Annotated in this window: 20 protein-coding genes; 7 read left to right on the top strand and 13 right to left on the bottom strand. The window is 68.9% G+C overall.

What is annotated here, in order from left to right; all coding sequences use genetic code 11:
* Window positions 1-455: 455 nt before the first annotated feature.
* The 3 genes from CCO03_RS16780 to CCO03_RS16770 all read right to left on the bottom strand — a co-directional run bounded on the left by CCO03_RS16780 (window position 456) and on the right by CCO03_RS16770 (window position 3,789).
* Window positions 456-1,781: a THxN family PEP-CTERM protein gene (locus CCO03_RS16780; protein ID WP_087282914.1), complete on the bottom strand. Its 1,326-nt coding sequence runs from the start codon at window positions 1,779-1,781 to the stop codon at window positions 456-458.
* A 210-nt stretch (window positions 1,782-1,991) separates the two neighbouring features.
* The gene (locus tag CCO03_RS16775; RefSeq protein WP_087282912.1) at window positions 1,992-2,435 is read right to left on the bottom strand and encodes a hypothetical protein; all 444 of its coding nucleotides are present in this window, start codon (window positions 2,433-2,435) and stop codon (window positions 1,992-1,994) included.
* Between the two features lie 181 nt (window positions 2,436-2,616).
* On the bottom strand, window positions 2,617-3,789 hold the full coding sequence (locus tag CCO03_RS16770; RefSeq protein ID WP_087284856.1) for an RtcB family protein: 1,173 nt from the start codon (window positions 3,787-3,789) through the stop codon (window positions 2,617-2,619).
* Window positions 3,790-4,415: 626 nt separating this feature from the next.
* Here CCO03_RS16770 and CCO03_RS16765 point away from each other — a divergent pair.
* A complete protein-coding gene (locus CCO03_RS16765) occupies window positions 4,416-5,009 on the top strand; it encodes a hypothetical protein (RefSeq protein ID WP_157667747.1) in 594 nt (197 codons plus the stop codon).
* A 524-nt stretch (window positions 5,010-5,533) separates the two neighbouring features.
* On the opposite strand, the gene CCO03_RS16760 is transcribed toward CCO03_RS16765, so the two are convergent.
* From CCO03_RS16760 to CCO03_RS16750, 4 genes are read right to left on the bottom strand one after another with little or no spacing between them, the layout of a single operon-like run.
* Window positions 5,534-6,628: a pirin family protein gene (locus tag CCO03_RS16760; protein WP_087282908.1), complete on the bottom strand. Its 1,095-nt coding sequence runs from the start codon at window positions 6,626-6,628 to the stop codon at window positions 5,534-5,536.
* 42 nt (window positions 6,629-6,670) lie between these two features.
* Window positions 6,671-6,964 carry a hypothetical protein gene (locus CCO03_RS16755; protein WP_157667746.1) on the bottom strand — a complete coding sequence of 98 codons (294 nt, stop codon included), beginning with the start codon at window positions 6,962-6,964 and terminating at the stop codon, window positions 6,671-6,673.
* Window positions 6,957-7,133, bottom strand: a complete 177-nt coding sequence (locus CCO03_RS19935; RefSeq protein ID WP_157667745.1) for a hypothetical protein — start codon at window positions 7,131-7,133, stop codon at window positions 6,957-6,959. Before CCO03_RS19935 ends, CCO03_RS16755 begins: the two co-directional genes overlap by 8 nt.
* A 34-nt stretch (window positions 7,134-7,167) precedes the next feature.
* A complete protein-coding gene (locus CCO03_RS16750; RefSeq protein WP_087282904.1) occupies window positions 7,168-7,917 on the bottom strand; it encodes an enoyl-CoA hydratase/isomerase family protein in 750 nt (249 codons plus the stop codon).
* A gap of 281 nt (window positions 7,918-8,198) precedes the next feature.
* Here CCO03_RS16750 and CCO03_RS16745 point away from each other — a divergent pair, with 281 nt between their 5' ends.
* On the top strand, window positions 8,199-9,707 hold the full coding sequence (locus CCO03_RS16745; RefSeq protein WP_087282902.1) for an acetyl-CoA acetyltransferase: 1,509 nt from the start codon (window positions 8,199-8,201) through the stop codon (window positions 9,705-9,707).
* A 112-nt stretch (window positions 9,708-9,819) separates the two neighbouring features.
* Here the strand turns inward: CCO03_RS16745 and CCO03_RS16740 are convergent, their stop codons facing one another.
* Both CCO03_RS16740 and paeA read right to left on the bottom strand, forming a co-directional pair.
* Entirely contained in the window at window positions 9,820-10,635 is an 816-nt protein-coding gene (locus tag CCO03_RS16740) for a hypothetical protein (protein ID WP_087282900.1), read from the bottom strand.
* Entirely contained in the window at window positions 10,628-11,920 is a 1,293-nt protein-coding gene (gene paeA, locus CCO03_RS16735) for a polyamine export protein PaeA (protein WP_087282898.1), read from the bottom strand. The genes CCO03_RS16740 and paeA overlap by 8 nt, the downstream gene beginning before the upstream one ends.
* A 207-nt stretch (window positions 11,921-12,127) precedes the next feature.
* Between paeA and CCO03_RS16730 the strand changes: the two genes are divergently transcribed.
* The 3 genes from CCO03_RS16730 to CCO03_RS16720 all read left to right on the top strand — a co-directional run bounded on the left by CCO03_RS16730 (window position 12,128) and on the right by CCO03_RS16720 (window position 16,522).
* Entirely contained in the window at window positions 12,128-13,219 is a 1,092-nt protein-coding gene (locus tag CCO03_RS16730; RefSeq protein WP_087282896.1) for an OmpA family protein, read from the top strand.
* Between the two features lie 257 nt (window positions 13,220-13,476).
* Window positions 13,477-14,538 (top strand): Holliday junction branch migration DNA helicase RuvB, encoded by a 1,062-nt coding sequence (ruvB, locus tag CCO03_RS16725; RefSeq protein ID WP_087282894.1) that lies wholly within the window; start codon window positions 13,477-13,479, stop codon window positions 14,536-14,538.
* 172 nt (window positions 14,539-14,710) lie between these two features.
* Window positions 14,711-16,522 carry a flavin-containing monooxygenase gene (locus CCO03_RS16720; RefSeq protein ID WP_087282892.1) on the top strand — a complete coding sequence of 604 codons (1,812 nt, stop codon included), beginning with the start codon at window positions 14,711-14,713 and terminating at the stop codon, window positions 16,520-16,522.
* A 404-nt stretch (window positions 16,523-16,926) separates the two neighbouring features.
* Here the strand turns inward: CCO03_RS16720 and CCO03_RS16715 are convergent, their stop codons facing one another.
* From CCO03_RS16715 to CCO03_RS16705, 3 genes are all read right to left on the bottom strand, one after another.
* Window positions 16,927-17,604 carry a hypothetical protein gene (locus tag CCO03_RS16715; protein ID WP_087282890.1) on the bottom strand — a complete coding sequence of 226 codons (678 nt, stop codon included), beginning with the start codon at window positions 17,602-17,604 and terminating at the stop codon, window positions 16,927-16,929.
* A gap of 327 nt (window positions 17,605-17,931) precedes the next feature.
* Window positions 17,932-19,530: an AMP-binding protein gene (locus CCO03_RS16710; RefSeq protein WP_087282888.1), complete on the bottom strand. Its 1,599-nt coding sequence runs from the start codon at window positions 19,528-19,530 to the stop codon at window positions 17,932-17,934.
* A gap of 76 nt (window positions 19,531-19,606) precedes the next feature.
* The gene (locus tag CCO03_RS16705; RefSeq protein WP_087282886.1) at window positions 19,607-20,176 is read right to left on the bottom strand and encodes a peroxiredoxin; all 570 of its coding nucleotides are present in this window, start codon (window positions 20,174-20,176) and stop codon (window positions 19,607-19,609) included.
* Between the two features lie 505 nt (window positions 20,177-20,681).
* On the opposite strand from CCO03_RS16705, the gene CCO03_RS16700 reads away from it, so the two are divergent.
* Together CCO03_RS16700 and CCO03_RS16695 are read left to right on the top strand one after the other, a co-directional pair.
* Window positions 20,682-21,146 (top strand): MarR family winged helix-turn-helix transcriptional regulator, encoded by a 465-nt coding sequence (locus CCO03_RS16700; protein ID WP_087282884.1) that lies wholly within the window; start codon window positions 20,682-20,684, stop codon window positions 21,144-21,146.
* The gene (locus CCO03_RS16695; RefSeq protein WP_087282882.1) at window positions 21,143-22,606 is read left to right on the top strand and encodes an MATE family efflux transporter; all 1,464 of its coding nucleotides are present in this window, start codon (window positions 21,143-21,145) and stop codon (window positions 22,604-22,606) included. The genes CCO03_RS16700 and CCO03_RS16695 overlap by 4 nt, the downstream gene beginning before the upstream one ends.
* Window positions 22,607-22,706: 100 nt before the next feature.
* Here the strand turns inward: CCO03_RS16695 and CCO03_RS16690 are convergent, their stop codons facing one another.
* Entirely contained in the window at window positions 22,707-22,910 is a 204-nt protein-coding gene (locus CCO03_RS16690; protein WP_087282880.1) for a hypothetical protein, read from the bottom strand.
* Window positions 22,911-23,043 lie beyond the last annotated feature (133 nt).

Genomic DNA, 23,043 nt, shown 5'->3' with positions numbered 1-23,043 from the left:
TCTGGGACTGTTGCGATGAAGCCCGCTTGCCGCGGGCTTTTTTGTGCCCGTGAGCAGCCGGGGATGGACATCAGGCCAGTGGATCCATGCCCTGTCGACAACGGTTGAATAGCGTGGGGCCATTGCAGACAATGGCCGGTTGTCCAACATCGGCGCGTGGAGCCGCTGCGCATGATGGGGCTCATGCCGAGCCGTTTTTCTGTGGTTGCCCTGGGCTGCGACGATCGAGGCCGCTGAAGCAGCGTCCATGCGTTTGAGCCGCACGCATCGGCATCGGCCCGTGCCGATGCGCGAAACAGGTCCTTTGAGCGCAAGGAGGCGCCATTCACCGCTTGCAGGGGAAGCGCGGAGGCTGGGGACCCTGCCGCGTCACACGGCGAATTTTCAGCTCATCGTGTGTCACACACCTCCATCAGGTGTTCGCTTTGCCGCTCGTCGGTCGGGGCAACCAGGGATCACCGGTACGCGCGCCCTGTGCGCCGCAGCCGATGTGCACCCAGGGTTGCGGCGAAGGCGCCCAGCAGGCCCAGGCCCCATTCATCCAAGGTGGGCACGGGCTGCACGGTGGCAGCTGCGGTGACGTTCAGCTCCAGCATCACGTTGGCTGTTCGACCGCCGTCGTCGGTCACCACCACCGTCACCGGGTACGTGCCGGTTGCCGTGGGCGAGCCTGTGATCACGCCATCGACCACAGACAGGCCTGGGGGCAGGCCGGTGGCCGACCATGCATAGGGCGCGGTGCCGCCGGTCGCCACCAGCGGCAGGCTGTAGGGCGCGCCCTGCGTTGCGCCAGGCAGGCTGTTGGTCTGGATCACCACTGGCGGAGGCTGGATGACCAGGGTGACGCTGAAGGTGTTGGCGGGGCTGAAGCTGTCCGTGACCGTGATTGTGTAGCTGCCGTGGGCGTTCACAGCTGGTGTGCCCGAGAGCACCCCGGTGTCGGGGTCCAGGGTCATGCCCTCGGGCAGGCTGTCGGCGCTCCAGATGTAGGGGCCGACTCCGCCCGTGGCCGTGAGCGTGACGGGGCCATACGGGCTGCCCGCGACGCCAGCACTGGGTGGGCTGACCTCCAGCGGACCTGCCACCGTCAGCAGAAAATTGACCTCGTTGGCCAGACCCTCGAGGGTCGTGAAGCCGATGCAGCCACTGGGGGCTTCCGCTGCCGCACACACCTCATCCGGCAAGGGCGTCAGGGAAGGCGCAGCAAAGAAGCTGATGTAGTACTCGGTGCCGTCGTAGGTGAAGGTGTGGTGGAGTGATCCTTCCAGCACCCAGATGTCACTGCACGGGTTGTCTGCGGGGCCTGCTGCGACACAGGTGCCGACGACGTTGGGCGTCTCCACGAACCTGATGTTGTAGGCGAAGGTGGCGAAATCGTAGGGTTCGGCGCTGCCTTGAGGCTTTAAGCTCACCGCGGCTTGGATGGTGGCCCTTCTCAAGGTGGCGTACGCCGAGGACACCAGGTTGTTGTGGTGGATGTAGGTGTTGGCGGGTTGCGCTGCACCGTTGGTGTCCAGGGAGCCACCTTGGGGGGTGTGGGTGATGCTGAGGCCGCTTCGGCCTGGGCCAGGGGGGCCGGGGGGGCAGGCTCCCCAGGTGATGGCGGAAGTGCTGACCAGTCGACAGCCTGAGCCTGACGTGAACTCAGTGACGCCTGAGAGCGTCACGAACGTGGTTGTGACTTGATAGTCCCAGGCTGCGATGGGTGCTGCAGAGGCTTGGCCAGCCGCCATCGCGAGAGCAAATCCCATGGCGCTGCTGCACTTGATCCAAGGTTGCATGCTGCTGCTCCAGCTGACAAAGTTGTATGTAAGTACTACATGTTATGTGAAATGGTAAACAGTGGTTGCATGGGCAACTCCAGGTCTGTTTCCGGGAGCAAGCTTGCACCCAGGTCCTGGCGACCTCGAAGCAGCCTTGCAGGCCGCCGCCTCATCGCGCCTCGAAGGCTTGCTGTGAGGCGTCTTGGGAGATCGGGGCAGGTGCGTTGCTCAAGCGGCCCACAGCCAGCGGCCACCTTCGTGGTTGTGGATCAGCGCCAGTTGGCCGGGCACCAGCACGACAAAGCCTTCCACCAGCGTGTCCATCCAGCCCCGCATGTCGGCGGGCGGCAGGCTGACGACTTCGGGGCCGCCGTGGCCGCAGGCCAGGCCGTGCCAAGTTGGCGCGCGCGCCTGCAGGGCTTGCGTCATGGCACGGTCGCGCAGGTCGGGCCACGAGGCGCCGACGGGCCAGTTGCGGTACAGGTCGCCGGGCCAGCAGCGCCACGGCTGAATCTTGGCCCACTTGCTGGGCTTGCCCTTCAGCAGGGTGAGCCAGCGCTCGGCCAGATCAGGCGCGGCGATGGCGCGGAACAGGGCGGCGAAGGCCTGGTGTTGGGCCCAGCCAGGAAGGGCCCGGCCAGGAAGGGCCTCGGTGAGGGCGGGTTGGGCCATGGGTGCCTTTGACGATGGCATGAGCGACACGCCGCCTCGTGACGAGGCGGCGCGCCGTTCTCCAGTTGATAGTGAAAGTCACAGTATGCTGCCATTGCCGATGATGTTTAATAGGTAATGGCTGCATACTCTATTTGGACAATGCCTGTTGCAAGGCCAGGTGAGCGACCCGCGCCGGGTTTCAGCCCTTCACGCACACCACCTGCTTGAGCACGTGCACCACGTCGACCAGCTCGCGCTGGGCGGCCATCACGGCGTCGATGTCCTTGTAGGCCATGGGGATCTCGTCGATCACCTCGGCGTCCTTGCGGCATTCCACGCCTTCGGTCGCGCGCTTGTGGTCCTCCACCGTGAACAGCTTCTTGGCCTTGGTGCGGCTCATGGTGCGGCCGGCACCGTGGCTGCAGCTGTTGAAGCTCTCGGGGTGGCCCTTGCCGCGCACGATGAAGCTCTTGGCGCCCATGCTGCCGGGGATGATCCCCAGCTTGCCGGCCTCGGCGTTCACGGCGCCTTTTCGCGTCACGAACACGTCCTGGCCGAAGTGCGTCTCTTTCTGCACGTAGTTGTGGTGGCAGTTCACGGCTTCCAGGTGCGTCTCGAACGGCTTGGCGATGACCTTTCGCAGCGCGTTGATCGTGCGGATCATCATCACTTCGCGGTTGGCCGCCGCAAACTTCTGCGCCCAGCCCACGGCCTTCACGTAGTCGCCAAAGTACTGCGCGCCTTCTTCGAAGTACGCCAGGTTCTGGTCCGGCAGGTTGGCCTGGTTGCGTTCGGCGTCCTTCTTGGCCAGCTCGATGAAGTGCGAGCCAATCGCGTTGCCCACGCCACGCGAGCCCGAGTGCAGCATGATCCACACGGCCTGTTGTTCATCGAGGCACAGCTCGATGAAGTGGTTGCCGGTGCCCAGCGTACCCAGGTGCTTGTGGTTGTTCGTGTTTTGGATGCGCGGGTGCGCCGCGCAAATCTCGTCGAACTCCTGCACCAGGCGGGTCCAGGCGGCGTCGGTCTCGGCGGGCGGGGTTTCCCAGCTGCCCTTGTCGCGGCCGTAGCGCTTGGGTGTCATGCCCACGGGCACGGCGCGCTCGATGGCCGCCCGCACCGCGCTGAGGTTGTCGGGTAGGTCGCTCGCGGTCAGCGTGGTCTTGCAGGCCATCATCCCGCAGCCCAGGTCCACACCCACGGCGGCCGGGATGATGGCCTTGATCGTCGGCACGACCGAGCCGATGGTGGCGCCGATGCCCAGGTGCACATCGGGCATCACCGCCACGTGCTTGAACACGATGGGCAGGCGCGAGATGTTGGCCAGCTGGTCGCGGGCCTCGTCTTCCACGGGCACGCCCTGCGTCCACATCTTCACGGGCACGCCCCCGGGCACCTGCAGCTCCAGGTGCTGGCCTTGAGCGGCCGGCACCTCGACCGGGCGCGGCAGGGGGTCGGCCAGGCGTTCCTGACGGGCGTTCGAGGCGGCCAGGCGGCGGGCCAGTCGCAGTGTTTGGGCGGTATCCGGTACCTTGCTGTTCATGATGTTCTCCTGTGGTTTTCCTTTCTTTGCCAGATCTGTGCCAGGTTGATGAAGAAAATCAAGTTGTTGATTTGAAAAGAAAATATTTCAATCCTGGAAACGGAGGAGAAAGAACAAGGGGTGTCTACTCATCGGGATTGATTCATCTGGATCAAAAGATTTGACAGCGTTGGCCACCCCGAACCGGTGCGTGGCTGTGGCGTACCGCCCACAGCCTGGCCTGGGCGGTCCGTGTGGCGCGACAAGCGGCGTTGGCGGCGCCCAAGTGTGAAAGGGTTGCACCTGCAGATCGTTCCAAATGAATACAAAGGGGGCAGTGCCCGGCGGTGGCACCGACCGCCAGAGGCGCCGGGGTAGTGTTTTGTTACGCGCCACGGCAGCCAGTCAGGCGTGCTGCGGCTGTCGCAATGTCAGACTCAAATTTTTCAATGAAATCAAGAGATTGGGAGCGAGTCATGACAGTGAACAAGTGCACATGGGCGGCTGGGGTCGTGGTGGCGTTGTGGGCCGGCCAGGCCATGGCCGACGTGGTGCTCACGGCCCACCTGGCCCCACCCACCCAACCTTGGTATGTGAACGACACGCATGACTTCGCCATCACCGTCACCAACAGCGGCACCGACCCCAGTCCCGCGGGGGCTTCGGTGTACATCGCCGTGCCGCTGGAAACCGAGCTGGTCACGCCCTTGCCGCACGGCTGCGTGGCGCGGCCTTCGGCCCTGGTGCAGTACGTCGACTGCCCGGTGCCTGTGACGGCCGCGGGCGCCAGCACGACCCTGACCCTGCCGGCCACCGGCCTGCTGGTGTACGAGCCCCCCGGCAACGGGATGGACCTGCGCGTGATCACCCAGTTCAGCTACGACAACGGCAGCGGCGCCGTGCAGCAATTCCCGGCCACCTACATCGGCGGGCCGTTCTACATCGTGGCGCGACCGACGCAGCCCGTGGGCACCGTTGCCCCCGTGCCCACGCTGGGCGGCTGGGCGCTGGGCCTGCTGGGGGCCAGCCTGGCGGCGCTGGGCCTGCGCCGCAAGCGCCAGGCGGCCTGACATCGGCCCCACGCATCAGGGGCGGCGGGTCGGCGACTCCGCTCACGCGTGCCTGATGCGCATGGCCACGGCCTGGGTGGGCGTGGCCTGACGGTGCAGGACGCGATGCACAGCCCCCGCCCACACCGTTGGTGAGCCGGCGCCCAGGCCAATCGGCAGCCCGCACCGTCGATGAGCAGCCCGCGGCTGCCGAGCTCATGGCTCGTCATCGCATCACGGGCGTGTTCGTGGCGACGCCGGCAACCGCCTTGCCGATGCTTTCCACAGCCACGGCCCTATGCACGCCCAGGTCATGGGCGCGTTCCTGCCCAGCCAAGACCCTGAATGCAGCCCTGCGCAGGGTTGTGCCGCAAGGTTGGCGCGTCGCTGAGTCCATGTGAGGTGGCCACGATGACGTGCGAACGGGGCACGCTGGGTTTTCTGGTCTCCAACTGGCCGTCCGGTCTGCCGGGCGTTGCCGGTCACGCTGCGGATGCTCCGTAACGGCGCCTCGTCCGCCATGGGCACGGGCGGGCGCCACGGCTTCAGGGCGTTCCGGGCGCGTCCGCGGGTGGGTGCTCGATGCGCCCATCGGGGTGTTGCGCGAAGCGCGCGGCCTGGCCATGGGTGTGCGCAGCACTGGGCCAGGGCCAGCCCCCGAACGCCGTGCGCTGGTAATCGCGCATGGCCTGCAGCAGCTCTTCCCGGCTGTTCATCACGAACGGGCCTTGCGCGGCCACTGGTTCGCCAATGGGCTGGCCTTGCAGCACCAGCACCTCGATGAGCGTCGTGCCCGGGTTGTGCAGCGGGGCCGGCTGTCCGGGGTCCAACTCCACCATCACCGGCTGATCGAAACGGTGCTCACCCACCGACAGGCGCTGGCCCGTGGTCAGGTAGAGGGCGCGGCGCACCCGGCGGCTGGCGGCGGGCAGGGTCAGGCTGGCGCCCGGGTCCAGGCGCACGATCCAGATCGCCACGCCGGCGCCGGGCTCGCTGGCCCACGAGTGGCGGGGTGGCTGCAAGGCCTTCACGCCAGCTCCGGCCGCATCGGCCGAGGCGCCGGCGGTCACCGGTACGAAGTCGCCCGCGATCACCTCCACGTCGCTGCGCCGGCCCTCGGCATCGGTGTGCGTGACGTGCGGGATGTCGCTGGCCCAGAACATGGTGAAGTCGGCCGGCACCATTTTGTGGCGCGCCGGCAGGTTCAGCCAGATCTGGAACAGGTCCAGCGTGTTGGGCTGGTCGTCGTGCACCAGCGGGAACATCTCGCCGTGCTGCACGCCGCTGCCCGTGGTCAGCCACTGCACGTCACCGCGGCCATAGCGCGCCGTGGCCCCGAGCGAATCGGCGTGGTCCACCAGGCCCTGGCGCACGATGGTCACGGTTTCAAAGCCGCGGTGCGGGTGTGCGGGGAAGCCCGGCACCTCGTCGCCGTGGTACATGCTCCAGCCGTCGCGGCGGCTGAAATCCATGCCCAGGTTGCGCCCTGCCAGCAGGGCAGGGTCGGGGCCCAGCCGGCCATTGCCGGGCGGGTATTGGTCCTGGTGGTACATCGCGAAGATGAAGGGGTCCATGCCGGGCATGGGGCTGCCCAGGGGCTGGGCGCCCACGATCAGGGAATGGGGGGTGTGGCTGCTCATGTCGAAAGCGCCGCTGGCGGCGGGTGTGGGGGTAAGGCCCCGTCAGCTGACGCGGGCATGGGGCTCAGGTGGGGGCGCCTGCCCCACCGGCAAGCCCGCGCAGCGTGCCAGTGGGCGCAACACGGTGTTGCCGTGGGTGCAACGCTCAGGGCCGGTGTGGCGCTGAGCGAGGTCAGCAAGGGGCACCGTCGGCGCGCAAGCGGCCATGAACTCGAGGCTCAGGCCGATACCGGGCTGACGGGCGATGAGGGGCTGGCCCGGCGCCTGGGTGGCGCGCTGAAGGGCGGGCCCGCGGCGCTGCATGCCGGCGGGATGGGCGAGACAGGATTCAGCCATGCAGCCATGCAGCCATGCAGCCATGCAGCCATGCAGCCATGCAGCCATGCAGCCATGCAGCCATGCAGCCATGCAGCCATGCAGCCATGCAGTATACGGTTGATGCCGTCTGGTTGGAAACGACAGTGGGCCGATACTGCACGGAATGCATGCCGTCGATGCGTTGCACGTGAGCGACCACAGCCGGCAGCCGCCCGCCCGGCTCAGCCCTTGCCCGGCACCGCGGGCACCGCCAGCGGTGCCTGGGCGCGCAGCTCGCGCATCAGCCAGCCGGCGTCTTCGCTGCAGTCCTGCAGCGACTGCGTGAAGGCGCGCCAGATCTGGCCCTTGATCGCGATCAGCGATTCGACGTGCGCGTGTTGCAGCTGCTCGTTCAAGGCCTGCACCACCTGGGCCTCGAAATCCTCGGCGGGCCAGGCCTGGGCGGCGAAGCCGCTGTGCACGGCCTCGGCGCTGCCGAAGACCTTGCCGGTCAGCAGCCACTCGCTGGCCTTGGCCATGCCGGCCACGCGCGCGATCGTCACCGGCAGGCCAAACTCGGCGATGCCGCGCATGCGCGTGAAGGGCATGCAGATCTTGACGTCCTCGGCCACGTGGCGGATGTCGCACAGCAGCGCGATGGCCGCGGCCAGGCCGTAGCAGGGCCCTGCAATCGCGGCCACCACGGGCTTGCGCAGGCGCGGGATGTAGTTGAAGCGGTGCTGGCGCGCCACGTCGTAAGGCTGGTTGGCCATGCCGGGCGCCGACAGCACGGCCAGGTCGATGCCGGCCGAGAAGCAGCCCCCGGCGCCCACGATGAGCAGGGTCTTCACGGCCGGGTCTTGGTCGAGGGCTTCGAGCGTCGCGCGCAGCTGCTGCTCCATGTCGGGGGTGAAGGCGTTGCGCTTGTCGGGGCGGTTCAGGCGGACGATGCCCACGCAGCCCTGCGTGTCTTGGACGATGGTGTCGGTCATGGGAAAGGGGTGCGGCCACCCAGGCCGCACGGGGTGAATGGACGGTGCATTGGGCGGCAAGCCCGGGGACCCGGCTGTCGCCCAAGGCACTGAGGTGCAGGATGGGAAATCGGGATGCAGTATGGGTGAACCCTCGTTTTCATGCGAACGAGGATGGATGGGTACTGCCTCATGGGTTGATGGCCGACGTGGCACTGAACGCGCACGCGCCGTGTCCTGGGCGACTGACGCGCCCAGCCCGCTTTGCTACAAGCCGGGGTTTCCCCAATGAAACCCTTGTCATGAGCACCTTGGACCCAGACCGCTTGCCCGTCATCGTGGGCGTGGGCGAAATCACGCAGCGCACCAAAGACCCCGAACAGGCGCTCGAGCCCATCGCGCTGATGGTTCAGGCCCTGCGCCAGGGCGCGCAGGATGCGGGGGCCGATCTGATCGCGGCCGTCGACTCCATCGACATCGTCTGCGAATACTCCTGGCCCTATGCCGACCCCGAACGCCTGCTGTGCGAGGCGCTGGGCGCCACGCCGGCCCGCTGCGTGTATGGCGTGGTGGGCGGCGAGTCGCCGGTGCGCTTCATGCACGAAGCGGCCATGCGCATTTTTGCCGGCGAAAGCGAGGTGGCGGCCGTGGTCGGCGCCGAGGCGCAGTACGCGGTGGCCGCCGCGCAAAAGGCCGGCGCCAAGTTGCCCTGGCACCCGCAAGACCCCAACGCCAAGCTGGTGCGCGGCGCCAACTTTCAGCACCCGGCGTCGGTGGCGCTGGGCCTGAACGCGCCCATCAACGTGTACCCGCTGTACGAGAACGCCACCGGCCACGCCTGGGGCCAGACCCCGGCCGAGTCCATCGCCGAAGCGGCGCGCACCTGGGCGCGCTTTTCGGGCGTGGCGGCGGCCAACCCCCATGCCTGGAAGGCACAGCCCTTCACGCCCGACGAGGTCATCACGCCCACCGACGACAACCGCCTGATCGCCTGGCCCTACACCAAGCGCATGGTGGCCAACCCGCTGGTCAACATGGGCGCGGCCATCTGGCTGACCAGCGCCGGCATGGCGCGCCAGCTGGGCATCGCGCCCGAGCGCATGGTCTACCTGTGGGGCGGCGCCAAGGCCAACGCGCCGCGCGACTTTCTGCAGCGCGGCGGCTACACCGAATCGCCCGCGCAAGAGGCCGTGCTCAAGCGCGCCGTGGCGCTGGCCGGCGACGCGCCCAACTGGGTGGCGACCGAGCTCTACAGCTGCTTCCCGGTCGTGCCCAAGATGGCGCGCCGCGTGCTGGGCCTGGCCGAAGACGCGCCGCTGACCGCCACCGGCGGCCTGAGCTTTTTCGGCGCCCCGCTGAACAACTACATGTCGCACGCCGCCGCCGCCGTGGTGCGCGCCCTGCGCGAGGGGCCAGACGACGGCCACGGCCTGCTGTACGGCCAGGGCGAGTACGTGACCAAGCACCACGCCATCGTGCTGTCGCGCCAGGCGCCGCAGGCGGCGCCCGTGGCCGCCGGTCCTGAAGAGCAGGCCGCAGCCGATGCCGCCGAAGGCCCGGTGCCGGCGCTGGTGCAGCGCTACGACGGCCCGGCCACGCTGGAAACCTTCACCGTGATGTACGACCGCGGCGCCGTGCGCCACGGCGTGGTGATTGCGCGCACCCCCGCGGGCGAGCGCGTGGTGGCCAAGGTGCCGCCGGACGACGGCGCCACGCTGGCCCGCTTGCTCGATGCGGCCACCAGCCCCATCGGCTCGGCCGGTCAGGTCAGCAGCGCCGGCGAGCAGCCGCTGGTGTGGCGCTCGGTGTGACTTGAAGGGGCAGTATGGGGTAGTTGCTGTTCAGCATGAAACGGCGAATGCCTGATACTGCCTGCATCCATCGAACTGATGTCACCCGCGTACTGGGCGAGCCGGCTTGAGCTCAGCCCAGCGGCTGAATCGGGGTCCGCCGACGCGCAGCGCGTGCGCGCACCCACAGGCTGACGACGACGAGCAACAGGGCCAGCAGCAGCAAGCCCGCGCTGGTCGGCCGGTGCAGGAACAGCGTCCAGTCGCCCTGGCCCAGCAACAGGGCGCGGCGCAGGTGCGCTTCCAGCGGGCCCTGCGCCAGCGTGCCCGCCAGCAGCGGTGGCCAGGGCAGGTCACACGCCATGGCGACCAGGCCGGCGGCGAACACCGCCAGGCCCCACCAGGGCCATGGGTGCTCGGTGGGCAGCAGCCCCCAGTGGATGCACAGCGCCACCGCCATCCACGCCAACACGGGCAGCACCACGTGCGCCGGGAACCGCGTCGGGCGCATCAGCAGCAAGGCGGGCAGGGTGTGCGGCATGAACAGGGCGTTGTAGGCCGTCTCTGGCCAGGCCCTTCCTGGCTGGACCTTTCCTGGCCGCGCCGTGGGCCAGCCGCCGGCGCGCTGAAGGCCGTGGGGCGGCAGCGCATACCGCGCGATGCGCGGCAGCAAAAAGCCGTAGACCACGAGCAGGGGCACCAGCGCCAGCTCGCCCTCGAAGGACAAGCCCAGCAGCTCGCGCTGCACCGGCAGGCGCTCGCCGGGGTCCCAGAGGCTGCCCAGCAACAAGCCCAGCAGGCCCATGGCCAGCGCTTTGGGCAAGGGGACGGGCGCCAGCACGATGGGCAGGGTCAGCGCCAGCACGATCAAGGCCGCGTGCTCGGCCGCGCCGAACACGACCGGGAGGTTCAGCAGCGTGTTGGCCAGATCGGCCAGTGCCTCAGGCATCGGGGTCGCGGCTGACCATGACCTGGTCGATGCGGAAGTTGTCCACGTCCAGCACCTCGAAGCTGAAGCCGCTCCAGCGGACCACGTCGGTGCGCTTGGGCACGCGCCGCAGCATGGTCATGAGGAAGCCGGCCAGGGTTTCGTACTCGTCTTCGTGCGGCCAGGTGTGCACGCCGATGGCGCGCGCCACATCGGTGATGGGCGTGGTGCCGTCGATGAGCCACGAGGTCTCGTCGCGGCGCACGATGAGCTCCTCGTCGTCCGAGGTCACCAGCTCGCCCATCACGGTGCTCATCACGTCGTTCAGCGTGATGACGCCGACCACCAGGCTGTATTCGTTGACGATGATGGCGAAGTCTTCCTGCGCCTGGCGGAACTGCGTCAGCACCTCGGCCAGGCTCAGCCGGTCGGGCACCACCAGGGCCTTGTGCAGCAGCGAAGGGTCCTTCAGGCTGATGGGCTGGCGCGTCAGCACACGCTGGAACAGCTCCTTGGCGTCGACATAACCGAGTACGCGGTCGATGGTTTCGTCGCAGACCGGGTAGGTGGAAAAGGGCTCGGCCGCGATGCGGGCCTTGAGCGTTTCTTCGGGCTCGTTCTGCGAAAACCAGGCGATGCGGTCGCGCGGCGTCATGGCGCTGCTGACCCAGCGCGTGTCCAGCTCGAACAGGTTCTCGATCACGCGCTGCTCGGGCAGGTCCAGCACGCCGGCCTGGGTGCCCGCTTCGGTCAGCGCCAGGATGTCGTCCGAGGTGATGCTGTCGTCGCGCGCCGAAGGCACCCGCGCCAGGGCCAGCAGGCCGTTGGTCAGGGCGGCGTAGCACCACACCACGGGGCGCAGCAGCTTGGTCAGCAACACCATGGGGCCCACCACGCGCATGGCCACCTGCTCGGGCTCGGCCATGCCGGCGCGGCGCGGCATCAGGTCGGCCAGCACCAGGAACAGCGAGGTGACCAACGCGAACGAGAGCACAAAGGCCAGGCGCGAGGCCCAGACCGGTTCCAGAAACCCCGAGAGCCAGGCCGTGAGGTGGGGGCTGAAGGCGCCTTCGCCGACGATGCCGCCGAGGATGGAGATGGCGTTCTGGGCGATCTGCACCACCGTGAAGTAATCGCCCGGCAGCGCCTGCACCTGGGCCACGGCGTCGGCGCGCCGATCGCCCGCGCTGGCCAGCTGCCGCAGCCGCACCCGACGCGACGCCGCCAGCGCGATTTCGGCCGCGGAGAAGAACGCGTTCAAGGCGATCAGCAGCAGCGTGATCAGCAGGCTCTGGGTCAGGCTCATGGCGGGCTGGGGTGGCCGCGCGGGCTGCCGCCACATGGCACGCAGCCGCGGTGGGGGTGCACGGCGTGGTGCAGCAAGTGTAGCGGCCACCTTCGCCGGCATGCCTGTTTCAGGGGCGCTGGGCATAATGTCGGCGCACCGCGGCCGGGCCTGTGTGCCGGGCTTGAGTCGGTCTCTTTCAACCCACAACCCAAAGGTGAAACCCGCATGTTCGACATCCTGATCCGTGAGCTGGCGGCGCGATTTGGCATCGGCGACAAGTCGAGCGAGCTGCTGCGCATCGTGCTGGCCTACATGACCCACAAGGAAACCGGTGGTCTGACGGGCTTCCTCGAACGCTTCAAGGCCGCCGGACTGGGGCCGATCGTGCAGTCGTGGCTGGGCAACACCGTCAGCCCCAAGCCGCTGAACAACACGCAGGTGGAAGCCGTGCTGGGCGGCTCGGGCGGTCTGCTGGACCTGTTGTCGCACCACATCAACGCCCCGCGGGACAACCTGGCGGGCGCGGTGGCCTACCTCATCCCGGGCCTGGTGGCCAAGCTCACGCCGGGTGGCAGCATCCCCAGCGGCTTGCCGGCCACGGTGACCGGTTTCATCGGCGATGCCCAGCCCTTGCTGGCCCGGCCGGTGGCGGCCTCGGCGGCCGGCGGTGGCGGCGGCGGCCTGGCCAAGTGGCTGCCCTGGCTGATCGGTGCCGTCGTGCTGCTGCTGGGCCTGTCGTACTGCAGCCAGAAGGGCGACGCGCCACCGGCCGACGGGCCGGCACAGACCGCGCCGGCCTCTGGTGCGTCCGATGCGGCGTCGGCCCCAGCGGCTGCCGGCGCACCCGATGCGGCATCCGACGCCGCATCTGGCGCCACCACCCCGGCTGACGCGCCGGCTGCGGCTGCCAGCGCGGCGGCCCTGCCCGCCAGCGATGGCGCGGTGGTGCTGGCCAGCATGCCCGAAGGAGCGGCCGTGGTTGCGGGCGAAGCCCATGGCGTGCCGCTGCTGCAGGTGTTCTTCGACTCGGGCAAGGTCGACGTGGCGACCGAGTTCGCGGCCCGGTCGTCGGCCCTGGTGGCCTACCTGAAGGCGAACGCCGACGCCAAGGCCGTGGTGTCGGGCTTCAACGACCCCACGGGCGACCCGGCGAAGAACGCCGAGCTGTCCAAGCAGCGTGCGCAGGCGGTGCAGGCGGCGCTGGTGGCCCAGGGCATTGCCCAGGACCGTACCGTGCTGGAAAAGCCCGTCGACCCGACCGGCACCGGCATCAGCAATGCGGCTGCGCGCCGCGTGGACGTGGTGGTCCGGCCCTGAACCGCCGGCGGCGCCGTGCGCCGCGTCTGCATGAGATGAGCGATGCCTGAGGGCATCGCTTTTTTTTGGACAGGCGGGCCGGGAGCAAGGCGGCGTGGCGCCGACCGACCAGTCCGCGCTTGAAGCGCTCGAACGCGGTCGTCCGCTGCGGCCGCGTGGCGTCTTGGGGGGCTGGCGCGGAAACGCTGGTGGCTCGTTTCGTGCGCAAGTGGGCACGCGTACCATCGCAGCTTCCCAGCGTCCAGCCAACCTGCACCGTGAGCATCAAGACCGACGATTTCGACCTGCCCGACCCGCCGCCGCGCGTGGTGTCGGCCGCGCCCCTGTCCGCGGGCGAAGACGCGCTCGAGCGGGCCTTGCGCCCCAAGCTGCTCGACGACTATGTGGGCCAGGCCAAAGCGCGCGAGCAGCTCGAGATCTTCATTGGCGCAGCGCGCAAGCGCGGTGAGGCGCTGGACCACGTGCTGCTGTTCGGCCCGCCCGGCCTGGGCAAGACCACGCTCTCGCACATCATCGCGCACGAGCTGGGGGTGAACCTGCGCCAGACCAGCGGCCCCGTGCTCGAGAAGCCCAAGGACCTGGCGGCGCTGCTGACCAACCTCGAAGCGAACGATGTGCTGTTCATCGACGAGATCCACCGCCTGTCGCCCGTGGTCGAGGAAATCCTGTACCCCGCGCTGGAGGACTACCAGATCGACATCATGATCGGCGAGGGCCCGGCCGCGCGCAGCATCAAGCTTGACCTGCAGCCCTTCACGCTGGTCGGCGCGACCACGCGCGCGGGCATGTTGACCAACCCGCTGCGCGACCGCTTCGGCATCGTCGCGCGGCTGGAGTTCTACACGCCCGAGGAACTGGCGCGCATCGTGCGCCGCAGCGCCGGCCTGCTGAACGTGCCGGCCGACGCGGCCGGCGCCTTCGAGATCGCGCGCCGCTCGCGCGGCACGCCGCGCATCGCCAACCGCCTGCTGCGCCGCGTGCGCGACTACGCCGACGTGAAGGGCGAGGGGGTCATCACCGAGCCGATTGCCCAGGCCGCGCTGGCCATGCTCGACGTGGACCCTGAAGGGTTCGATCTGATGGACCGCAAGCTGCTCGAGGCTGTGATCCACCGTTTCGACGGCGGCCCCGTGGGCCTGGACAACGTGGCCGCGGCGATCGGCGAAGAGCCCGGCACCATCGAAGACGTGATCGAGCCCTACCTGATCCAGCAGGGTTTTCTGCAGCGCACGCCGCGCGGCCGCGTCGCCACGCTGGCGGCGTTTCGCCACCTGGGCGTGACGCCACCCCAGAATCAAGGATCAGGCGGTCTGTTTTGATTTTGGCAGTATGGGGTGGTTTCCATTGTAGATGCAACGGGAATGAACTCATACTGCTTGAAATCAAAAATTATTGGAAATTCTGGTATGCCGATGTGACAGCTTGGGCGTGACAGCCGCCCGCGCATGACCGATTCTGGATGGTGAAAACCACCCCAGGAGACATGCGCCCATGACCGAAGCTGGCACCCCGACACGCCCCATCGACAAGGAAGCCCTGCGTCAGAAATACCTGTTGGAACGCGACAAGCGCCTGCGCGCCGATGGCAACGACCAATACCTGGAGCTCAAGGGCGAACACGCCCACTACCTGGAAGACCCCTACACGCCGGTGCAACCGCGCGCGCCCAAGACGGACCACGTGACCTTCGCCTTCATCGGCGCGGGGTTTGCCGGCCTGGCCACGGCGGCGCGGCTGAAAGAGGCCGGCGTGCAGGGCGTGCGCCTGATCGAGAAGGGCGGCGACGTCGGCGGCACCTGGTACTGGAACCGCTACCCCGGCGCCCAGTGCGACACGGCCTCGATGATCTACATGCCGCTGCTCGAGGAAACCGGCCACATGCCGACCGAGAAGTACGCGCATGCGCCCGAGATCCTGGCCCATTGCCAGCGCATCGCGCGCCATTACGACCTTTACGACGACGCGCTGTTCCACACCCAGGTCGAGTCGCTGACCTGGGACGAGGCCGGCTCGCGCTGGCAGATCCGCACACAGCGCGGCGATGCCTTCACGGCCCAGTTCATCGGCCTGGGCACGGGGCCGCTGCACATCCCCAAGCTGCCCGGCATCCCGGGCATCGACACCTTCCAGGGCCACTCTTTTCACACCAGCCGCTGGGACTACGCCTACACCGGCGGCGACCCGCTGGGCGCGCCCATGGACAAGCTGCGCGACAAGCGCGTGGCCATCATCGGCACGGGGGCGACCTCGGTGCAGTGCATCCCGCACCTGGCCCGCAGCTGTCAGCAGCTCTTCGTGTGCCAGCGCACGCCGTCGTCGGTGGATGTGCGGGCCAACGCGCCCATCGACCCCGAGTGGTTTGCCCGCATCGCCACGCCCGGCTGGCAGCAGCGCTGGCTCGAGAACTTCACCGAAAACCAGGCCGGCGGCTCGCCGACCGTGGACCTGGTGCAGGACGGCTGGACCGACCTGAACCGCCGCATCCGCGCCCAGATCGGCCGCCTGCCACCCGGCGAGCGCACCGTGGCCACCATGCTGGCGGCCTACGAAGACGCGGACTTCCAGAAGATGGAGGAAATCCGCGCCCGCGTTGACGAGTTGGTGGACGACGCCGACACCGCCGCCAAGCTCAAAGCCTGGTACCGCCAGCTGTGCAAGCGGCCCTGCTTCCATGACGCCTACCTGCAGTCGTTCAACGAACCCGGTGTCACGCTGCTGGACACCGACGGCCAGGGCGTGGAGCGCATCACGCCCCGCGGCGTGGTGGTGGCCGGCGTCGAGTACCCGGTGGACTGCATCATCTACGCCTCGGGTTTCGAGGTGGGCACGGCGTTCCAGCGTCGGGCCGGGTTCGACCTGACCGGCGAGGGCGGTCGCACCCTGTCCGAGCACTGGGCAAACGGCATGCGCACGCTGCATGGCATGCACGTGCACGGCTTCCCCAACGCCTTTTTCGTGCAGCCCACCCAGGGTGCCAACCTGATCTCGAACGTGCCGCACAACCTCACCGACGGCGCACGCAGCATCGCCGCCGTGGTGTCGCACGCGCTGGCGGGGGGGCATGCCCGCGTCGAGGTCACGCCCGAGGCCGAAGAGGCCTGGGTCGAGCTGCTGCGCACCGCGCCCGGCCGCATGACCTCGTCCCCCGACTGCACGCCGGGCTACTACAACAACGAAGGCCGCGACCCCGGCCCCGCCGCGCGCCTGAACGTGGGCTACCCCGCCGGGCCCGCGGCCTACTTCAAGTACATCGCCGCCTGGCGCGCCAGCGGCCGCTACGAGGGGTTGGCGTTCAGCAGCTGATCGGGGGCTGCCGTCGCGGCGGTCTTCGCCGTCGACCGGCCCCCGGCGTGAACAGGCTGGGCGAACAGGTCGCGCGGTCAGGCTGGGCCGCACGGCGTTCCTGGCAACGGGCCAACGCGGGGCCCAGCCATCCGGTCTGCGCATGCGGGAAGTTCTTCGATGAGTATGCTTGCATTGCCGATGGCACGACAACGGCAATGGATTGATACTCCGTGTTGGCTGGCGTCGGCATCGCCCGGCGAAGGACGCGAGCGAGCCGGGTTCGACACGGCTGTGCGTGCGCTGCGGCGTCGAGCACCCGTGTCTTCCAGCGGCCGCACCCAGCCAGCGCGCTCGGTCACCCCGCGCCCTGCTGTGCCGCCGACGGGATGGGGACGAGCGCCCAGCTGCCCGCGCTCAGGTGGTCACGGGCGGATGATTTGCCGCGAGACGCCCGGCTGGATCAGCGCCAGGGCTTGGGTCGTGTGGGCCGCCACCCAACACATCTCCTGCGTGTGCATCACCAGCAGGTCGGTGCGGGCCGGGTCGCAGCCAGGCACGCGGTGGAAATGGTGGCTGTCGGGGCCCTGGACGAGCTGCCCGTTCAACCACAGCGGCTGCGCCGGCACGGTCAGCACCTCGTGCGGGCTGGCGCCGTGGCAGACGAGCAGGTGTGGCGCGCTCAGGCAGGCTTCCTGCAGGCACAGCGTGGTCAGAAAGTGGCTGAGCGACGGGCAGGCCAGCGTGAAGCCCGGGGCGTCGTCGTCCCACGCCTGCGCGGCGTCTGACCACACGGACGGGTCATCGCCGGTGGTGGCGCAGCGGGCCGACCAGTTGCCCTGGTGGTCGGTGGCGAAGGTCAGCTGGCCGTCCGCCACGACCAGGTCCGCGGGGCGCAGCAGCCGATCCTGGGTGGCGAAGGGCGCGCGGTGGCCGTTGTCGGGGGATGGCCGAAGCGCGATCAGCGGGGCGAACTCGGCCTGCAGCTCGGCCAGCGGTGCGGGCAGGGCCAGGTTGGGCGCTGCGGCCGGCCGCGCTGCGGGCAGCCAGGGCGCGTGCCAGTCGTGCAAGAACGCGAACAGATCGGGTTGGGTTCGGATCATGGGCTGGGCTCAGGGTGGGTGATCGAGGCGGCCGAGCGAGGGGGCCCCGAGGGCGATGCGGTCGAGCCCAAGCGGAGGCATCGCTCAACCACCGCGGCGGCGCGGCCTGCGTCCGAAATCCTACCGTGCCAGCCGTGAGGGACGGGCGACGTCAAACGCGCGTGGGCCTGACTGCGTCAACGTGGCCGAGGCCGGTGCCTGGCCTCGGCTTGCACAAGTGATCGGTGCCGGTATGCACCGATTTGCGTTGCATCCTGAATCGCCAGGGGTGGATACCCTTTGGGTGGCCTGGCCGCACCTGACCGACGCATCGGCCCGCACTGGCCCTCAGTCGAACAGGCCTGCAAATGTCACGCGCATGGCTTTCTTGTCCATCTTGCCCAGGTTGGTGACGGGGATGCTGTCGACGAACACGACCTTTTTGGGCGTTTGCACCGGGCCTTTGTCCTTGTGGACGAGTGCGATCAGCTCGGCTTCCAGGGCTTGCGCGTCAAGGCTGAGCCCCGGCTTTTGCACGACCACGGCGACCACGGCTTCGCCCCAGCGCGCATGCGGAATGCCGATGACGGCGGAGTTGGACACGGCCGGGTGGGTGGCCAGGCAGTTCTCCACCTCGGTGGGGTAGACGTTGAAGCCGCCGGAAATCACCATGTCCTTGGCGCGGTCGACGAGGTAGAGGTAGCCGTCTGCGTCGAAGCGGGCCAGGTCGCCCGTGTGCAGCCAGTCACCGCGGAACACCTTGTCGGTTTCTTCAGGACGCTGGAAGTACCCGGCCATCACCAGGGGCCCGCGAACGCAGATCTCACCGATCTCCCCTGTGGGCACGGGCTCGCCGGCCTCGTTCAGCAGGGCCACGGTGTTGCCGGCGATGACGGTGCCGGCCGACGCCAGGCGGTGGGGCTGGCGCAGGTCGTGCGCATCCTTGCTCAGGTAGCTGATGGCCATGGGGGATTCGGCCTGGCCATAGAGCTGGCCGAAGATGGGGCCGAAGGTCTGCACCGCCTGCGTGATGCGCGCGACGTTGATGGGCGCCGCGCCATACAGCACCAGCTGCAGGCTGGCCAAGTCGGCCGGCGCGATGTCGGCGTCGAGCAGGTCGTAGATCTGCGTCGGCACCAGGAAGGTGGCGGTGATGCCCAGTGCCTTCACCGTGTGCGCAAAGCCTTGCGGCGTGAACTTGTCCTGCAGGCAGACGGCGCCGCCCTGGCTGAACACCGAGCTGATGATGGAGCCCGCGGCATGCGAGATGGGCGTGACGGCGAGGAAGCGCAGGGCCGAGGCCGGGCGCGGCCAGTCCCAGGCCTGGTTCTGCTGCGTGATGGTGGTGACGGACACGCGCTGGGTGTGGACCACGCCCTTGGGCTTGCCCGTGGTGCCGCCGGTGAAGCCGAGCTTGGAGACCGCGTCGCTGGGGATGTCGCGCACCACCGGGGCATCGCTTTGCTGTGCGCTCTGCGCCATCACGTTGGCGCCATAGTCCACGGCATCCATGGTCAGCACCTGCAGCTGCAGGCCCGACGCGAAGCGCGCCTGGGCGTAGTCGCGGCCACGCGCCTCGAAGCGCTGGGTGTCGACGATCACCGCCTTGGCGGTCACTTCTTCCAGCGTGAACAGGTGGTCGGCCAGCGAGCCCAGCGGGTGCAGCGCCGTGCTGCGCAAGCCCAGCAGGTGGCAGGCGATGACGACGAGCAGCGCTTCGAAGCGGTTGCCCGACAGAAGGCACACGCCGTCGCCGACCTTCAAACCCATGGCTTCGAGCTGGCGCGCGAGCTGGAAGCTGCGGCGGGCCAGCTCGGCGTACGTCAAGGTGCCCTGCTCGCTGATCACGGCCGGCTGGGCCGCGTGCACGCGAAAGGCATTGAGGTAGATGCCGGCCACCGAGGGCAGGGCGTGCAGCGGGCTGGTGGGGGCGAGGGTGTACGTCATGCCCGCATTGTTGCCGTGCGGGGCGGGGCGCTCCACCACGCGCGGGACAGCGCAGGAGACAGCGCAGGTCGCGGCGTCAGCGCTTGGCCTGCAAGGCCTGCACGGCCTTCAGGGTTTCGCTCACATGCTCGAGCGGGTTGGCACCGCTGTGCACAAAGGCGATGCGCCCGTCCTGGCCGATGACGTAGGACAGGCGCTGGGCGGTGCCGGGCCGGGCGGCGGCTTCGGCGTCGAAGGCGCGGATGACCCGGCCCTGCGGGTCGGCGGCCACGGCGAAGCGGTCGCGGCAGGCCTCGGACGAGAAGCGCGTCAGCGTGGCGATGTCGTCGTGCGACATGCCGATCACCGTGGCGTCCGCGGTGGTGAACTGCGGCGAGGCCTCGGCGAAGGCGTTGGCCTCGATGGTGCAGCCCTGGGTGAAGGCCTTGGGGAAGAAATACAGCACCACGGGGCCGCGCTTCAGGGCGGCGGCCAGCTCGAAGGCCTGGGGCTTGCCGGCCAGCGCGGCCTCGGCACGCACAGGCGGTGCAGGCTGGCCCACGGCCAGCGCCGCCTGGGCCAGTGGTGCGGCCACCGCCAGGCACAGGGCAAGCAGCCAGCGCGCGCGTGGGGCTGCGGGGGACAAGGCAAGGGCAGGCGAACGCATGGCGTGGCTCCAGAAGGCGGGTCGGGAATGGGCCATGGTAGCCCGAATGACCGGCCCGTGTGTGACGCCAGGGGCCGAGGGTTGGAGAGGTGATTGGGAGTATGGGGCATGGGCCGATGTGTTTGCATCGAGAGTGTGTCGATACCTCTGGTGCTGGGTGCGACTGCACAGCACGGTGGATCCAGGCGGAGCGCGCGCCGGTCCACGCGTTGCCCTGCGGATGCAGCAGGGGCTACGCAGGGCCTCGGTGGCTGCGGCAGGCGGTCTGGCATCCGGTTCAGGAGGGCAAGCACGGCCTCGCTGGACCCGCGGTTGAAGCAACTGGCCCAGCGCCGCACAAAGGTGGCTGTGCAGGCCGACGGCGCAGCCACGGACAGCGGATAGCGGGCAGGTGGCGAGGTGGCGAGGTGGCGAGGTGGCGAGGTGGCGAGGTGGCGGACCGCGCCTCGGCGACACGAAGGGTATTTACGTGCATCTACACTGAAGTGCCCAACTGGAGTCTTCCATGAGCACCGCTTCACCCTCCGAGCGTGCACCGCGAGAGCGCTGCAACTGCTTCCTCATCCGCAGCCTGTCGCGCAAGATCACGCAGCTTTACGACGATGTGCTGGCGCCCAGCGGTCTGCGGGGCACGCAGTTCAGCCTGATGCTGACGGCGCGCAAGGGGCTGGATGGCGCACCGGCCTCGGTGTCGGCGCTGGCGGACCGGCTCAACACCGACCGCACCACGCTGACGCGCAACCTGCGCATCCTGCAGGCGGCGGGCCACATCGAGCTGGTGGCGGGGCGCGACGCGCGCAGCAAATGCGTGCAGCTGACGCCCGCGGGCGAGGCCGCGCTGAGCCACGCGCAGACCTTGTGGCGTGAGGCGCAGCGCGAGGTGCGCACGCGTTGCGGCGACGACACGGTGGATCAATTCCAGCAGCTGGCCCTGACCATGCTGCCGCGCCTGGGCGAGGTGGCCGCATGAACACCCAAGCCCTGCCTTCTGGTGCCCAGGTGGCACCCCCTGCCGGCCCGGCCGGCGTTGTGGCCGAGCCGTCCGCGGCGCCGGCCGCACCCGCCCAGCCGGCCACGCTTTCGGGCAACCCGTTGCTCGATGCGCCCATCTTCCCCACGCTGACGCGCCTGGCCATCCCCAACACGGTGGCGCTGGTCATGGCCGTGCTGGTGGCGATTGCCGAGACCTTTTACGTCGGGCGCCTGGGCACGGTGCCGCTGGCGGCCATGGCGCTGGTGTTCCCCTTCGTCATGCTGATGGGCATGCTGAGCAACGGCGCCATGGGCAGCGGGGTGTCGTCGGCCATCAGCCGCGCGTTTGGCTCGGGCGACCGCGAGAAGGCGGCCGTGCTGGCCGTGCACGCGGCGGCAATCGGCGGTGGCCTGGGGCTGATCTACACGCTGGTGTTCGTGGTCGGGGGCGCGACCTTCTACCGCGCGCTGGGGGGCACGGGCGAGGTGCTGGCGGCGGCGACGCATTACGGCCAGATCCTGTTCGCGGGCGCGGTCCTGGTGTGGCTGTGCAACACGCTGGCGTCGGTCGTGCGTGGCACCGGCAACATGCGCTTGCCGTCCATCGTGCTGATGGCGGCTTCGGCGGTGCAGATCGTGGTCGGCGGCGTGCTGGCGCTGGGCCTGGGCCCGGTTCCCCGTTGGGGCATGACCGGGGTGGCGATCGGCAACATCGTCGCCATGGCCCTGGCCGACCTGGCCTTCGTCGCCTACCTGCTGTGGGGGCAGGACAAGCTGCGCCTGCCGCGCGGCGGCGTGCGCCTGTCCTGGCCCATGTTCCGCGACATCCTGCGCGTGGGGGCCATTGCCTGCCTGTCGCCGCTGCAGACGTCGCTGTCGGCCCTGCTGTTCACGGGCATGGTGGCGCGCTTGGGCCCCGACGCCCTGGCCGGCTACGGCATCGGCCAGCGGCTCGAGTTCCTGCTGATCCCCATCGCCTTTGGCATCGGCATGGCGGCCGTGCCCATGGTGGGCATGGCCATGGGGGCCGGGCAGGCGGCGCGGGCGCGTCGCGTGGCCTGGACCGGGGCGGCCATGGCGGCCGTGCTGCTGGGGGTGATCGGCGTGCTGGTGCTGATCTGGCCGCACCTGTGGTCGGGCATCTTCACGCAAAGCGGGGCTGTGCAGGCGGTGGCCAACCAGTACCTGCGCACCGTGGGGCCGGGCTTTGCCTTGTTCGGCTTTGGCCTGGTGCTGTACTTCTCGTCGCTGGGGGCCGGGCCGGGCCACCTGATGGGGGTGGTGCTGGCCAACACCGCGCGCCTGGTGTTCGTGGCCGTGGGCGGCTGGTGGCTGCTGCACACGGGGCGCGGCAGTGCCGAGAACCTGTTCGTGCTGGCCCTGGCCTCCATGCTGGTGTTCGGTGCCGCCACGGCGGTGGCGGTCAAGCTCACGCCGTGGCGCTCGCCCAAGCGTTGATGAATGGGGTATGGCGAAATTTCCGATGTCATGTCATCGGAAATTCAGGCATACCCCATTAATTCCTTGTATGCGCTGCGGGAGCGCAGGTCGTCTGGCTTCAGGACCGAACGCCGATGACGATGCAGGCCAGCCCCAGCAGGAGTTGCAGCACCAGCGCCAGGCCATACAACTGCGGCGAATCCTCGCGCGAGATGTGCAGCCACGACAGCCAGTGGCTGAAGATGCTGGCGTCAGTTTCTTCGCGCTGCCAATCCCAGACGGTGAAGGCCATCAGGGCCAGGCCGATGAACACGAACAGCACGACGGGGCTTTCGAGACGGTGAAGGCGTGATTCTGGCCTGGCCTGACCGGGCCGACCCGCTGGGCAAGTGCGCTGACGCGGGTGGCAAAGCCCATGTGCCCGGGCCGTTGTGTGGCCACACCACGCCGGGTCC

This window comes from Comamonas serinivorans, assembly GCF_002158865.1.
GTDB classification, from domain to species: domain Bacteria; phylum Pseudomonadota; class Gammaproteobacteria; order Burkholderiales; family Burkholderiaceae_C; genus Comamonas_E; species Comamonas_E serinivorans.
Note: the sequence above shows the minus strand (reverse complement) of the source record. Positions and strands in the feature narration are given on the sequence as shown.

Coding starts and splice junctions, on each gene's coding strand:
- CCO03_RS16780 (WP_087282914.1), bottom strand. CDS start 1,781: ATGCAACCTTGGATCAAGTGCAGCAGCGCCATGGGATTTGCTCTCGCG.
- CCO03_RS16775 (WP_087282912.1), bottom strand. CDS start 2,435: ATGGCCCAACCCGCCCTCACCGAGGCCCTTCCTGGCCGGGCCCTTCCT.
- CCO03_RS16770 (WP_087284856.1), bottom strand. CDS start 3,789: ATGTGGACGCAGGGCGTGCCCGTGGAAGACGAGGCCCGCGACCAGCTG.
- CCO03_RS16765 (WP_157667747.1), top strand. CDS start 4,416: ATGACAGTGAACAAGTGCACATGGGCGGCTGGGGTCGTGGTGGCGTTG.
- CCO03_RS16760 (WP_087282908.1), bottom strand. CDS start 6,628: ATGAGCAGCCACACCCCCCATTCCCTGATCGTGGGCGCCCAGCCCCTG.
- CCO03_RS16755 (WP_157667746.1), bottom strand. CDS start 6,964: ATGGCTGAATCCTGTCTCGCCCATCCCGCCGGCATGCAGCGCCGCGGG.
- CCO03_RS16750 (WP_087282904.1), bottom strand. CDS start 7,917: ATGACCGACACCATCGTCCAAGACACGCAGGGCTGCGTGGGCATCGTC.
- CCO03_RS16745 (WP_087282902.1), top strand. CDS start 8,199: ATGAGCACCTTGGACCCAGACCGCTTGCCCGTCATCGTGGGCGTGGGC.
- CCO03_RS16740 (WP_087282900.1), bottom strand. CDS start 10,635: ATGCCTGAGGCACTGGCCGATCTGGCCAACACGCTGCTGAACCTCCCG.
- paeA (WP_087282898.1), bottom strand. CDS start 11,920: ATGAGCCTGACCCAGAGCCTGCTGATCACGCTGCTGCTGATCGCCTTG.
- CCO03_RS16730 (WP_087282896.1), top strand. CDS start 12,128: ATGTTCGACATCCTGATCCGTGAGCTGGCGGCGCGATTTGGCATCGGC.
- CCO03_RS16720 (WP_087282892.1), top strand. CDS start 14,711: ATGACCGAAGCTGGCACCCCGACACGCCCCATCGACAAGGAAGCCCTG.
- CCO03_RS16715 (WP_087282890.1), bottom strand. CDS start 17,604: ATGATCCGAACCCAACCCGATCTGTTCGCGTTCTTGCACGACTGGCAC.
- CCO03_RS16710 (WP_087282888.1), bottom strand. CDS start 19,530: ATGACGTACACCCTCGCCCCCACCAGCCCGCTGCACGCCCTGCCCTCG.
- CCO03_RS16705 (WP_087282886.1), bottom strand. CDS start 20,176: ATGCGTTCGCCTGCCCTTGCCTTGTCCCCCGCAGCCCCACGCGCGCGC.
- CCO03_RS16700 (WP_087282884.1), top strand. CDS start 20,682: ATGAGCACCGCTTCACCCTCCGAGCGTGCACCGCGAGAGCGCTGCAAC.
- CCO03_RS16695 (WP_087282882.1), top strand. CDS start 21,143: ATGAACACCCAAGCCCTGCCTTCTGGTGCCCAGGTGGCACCCCCTGCC.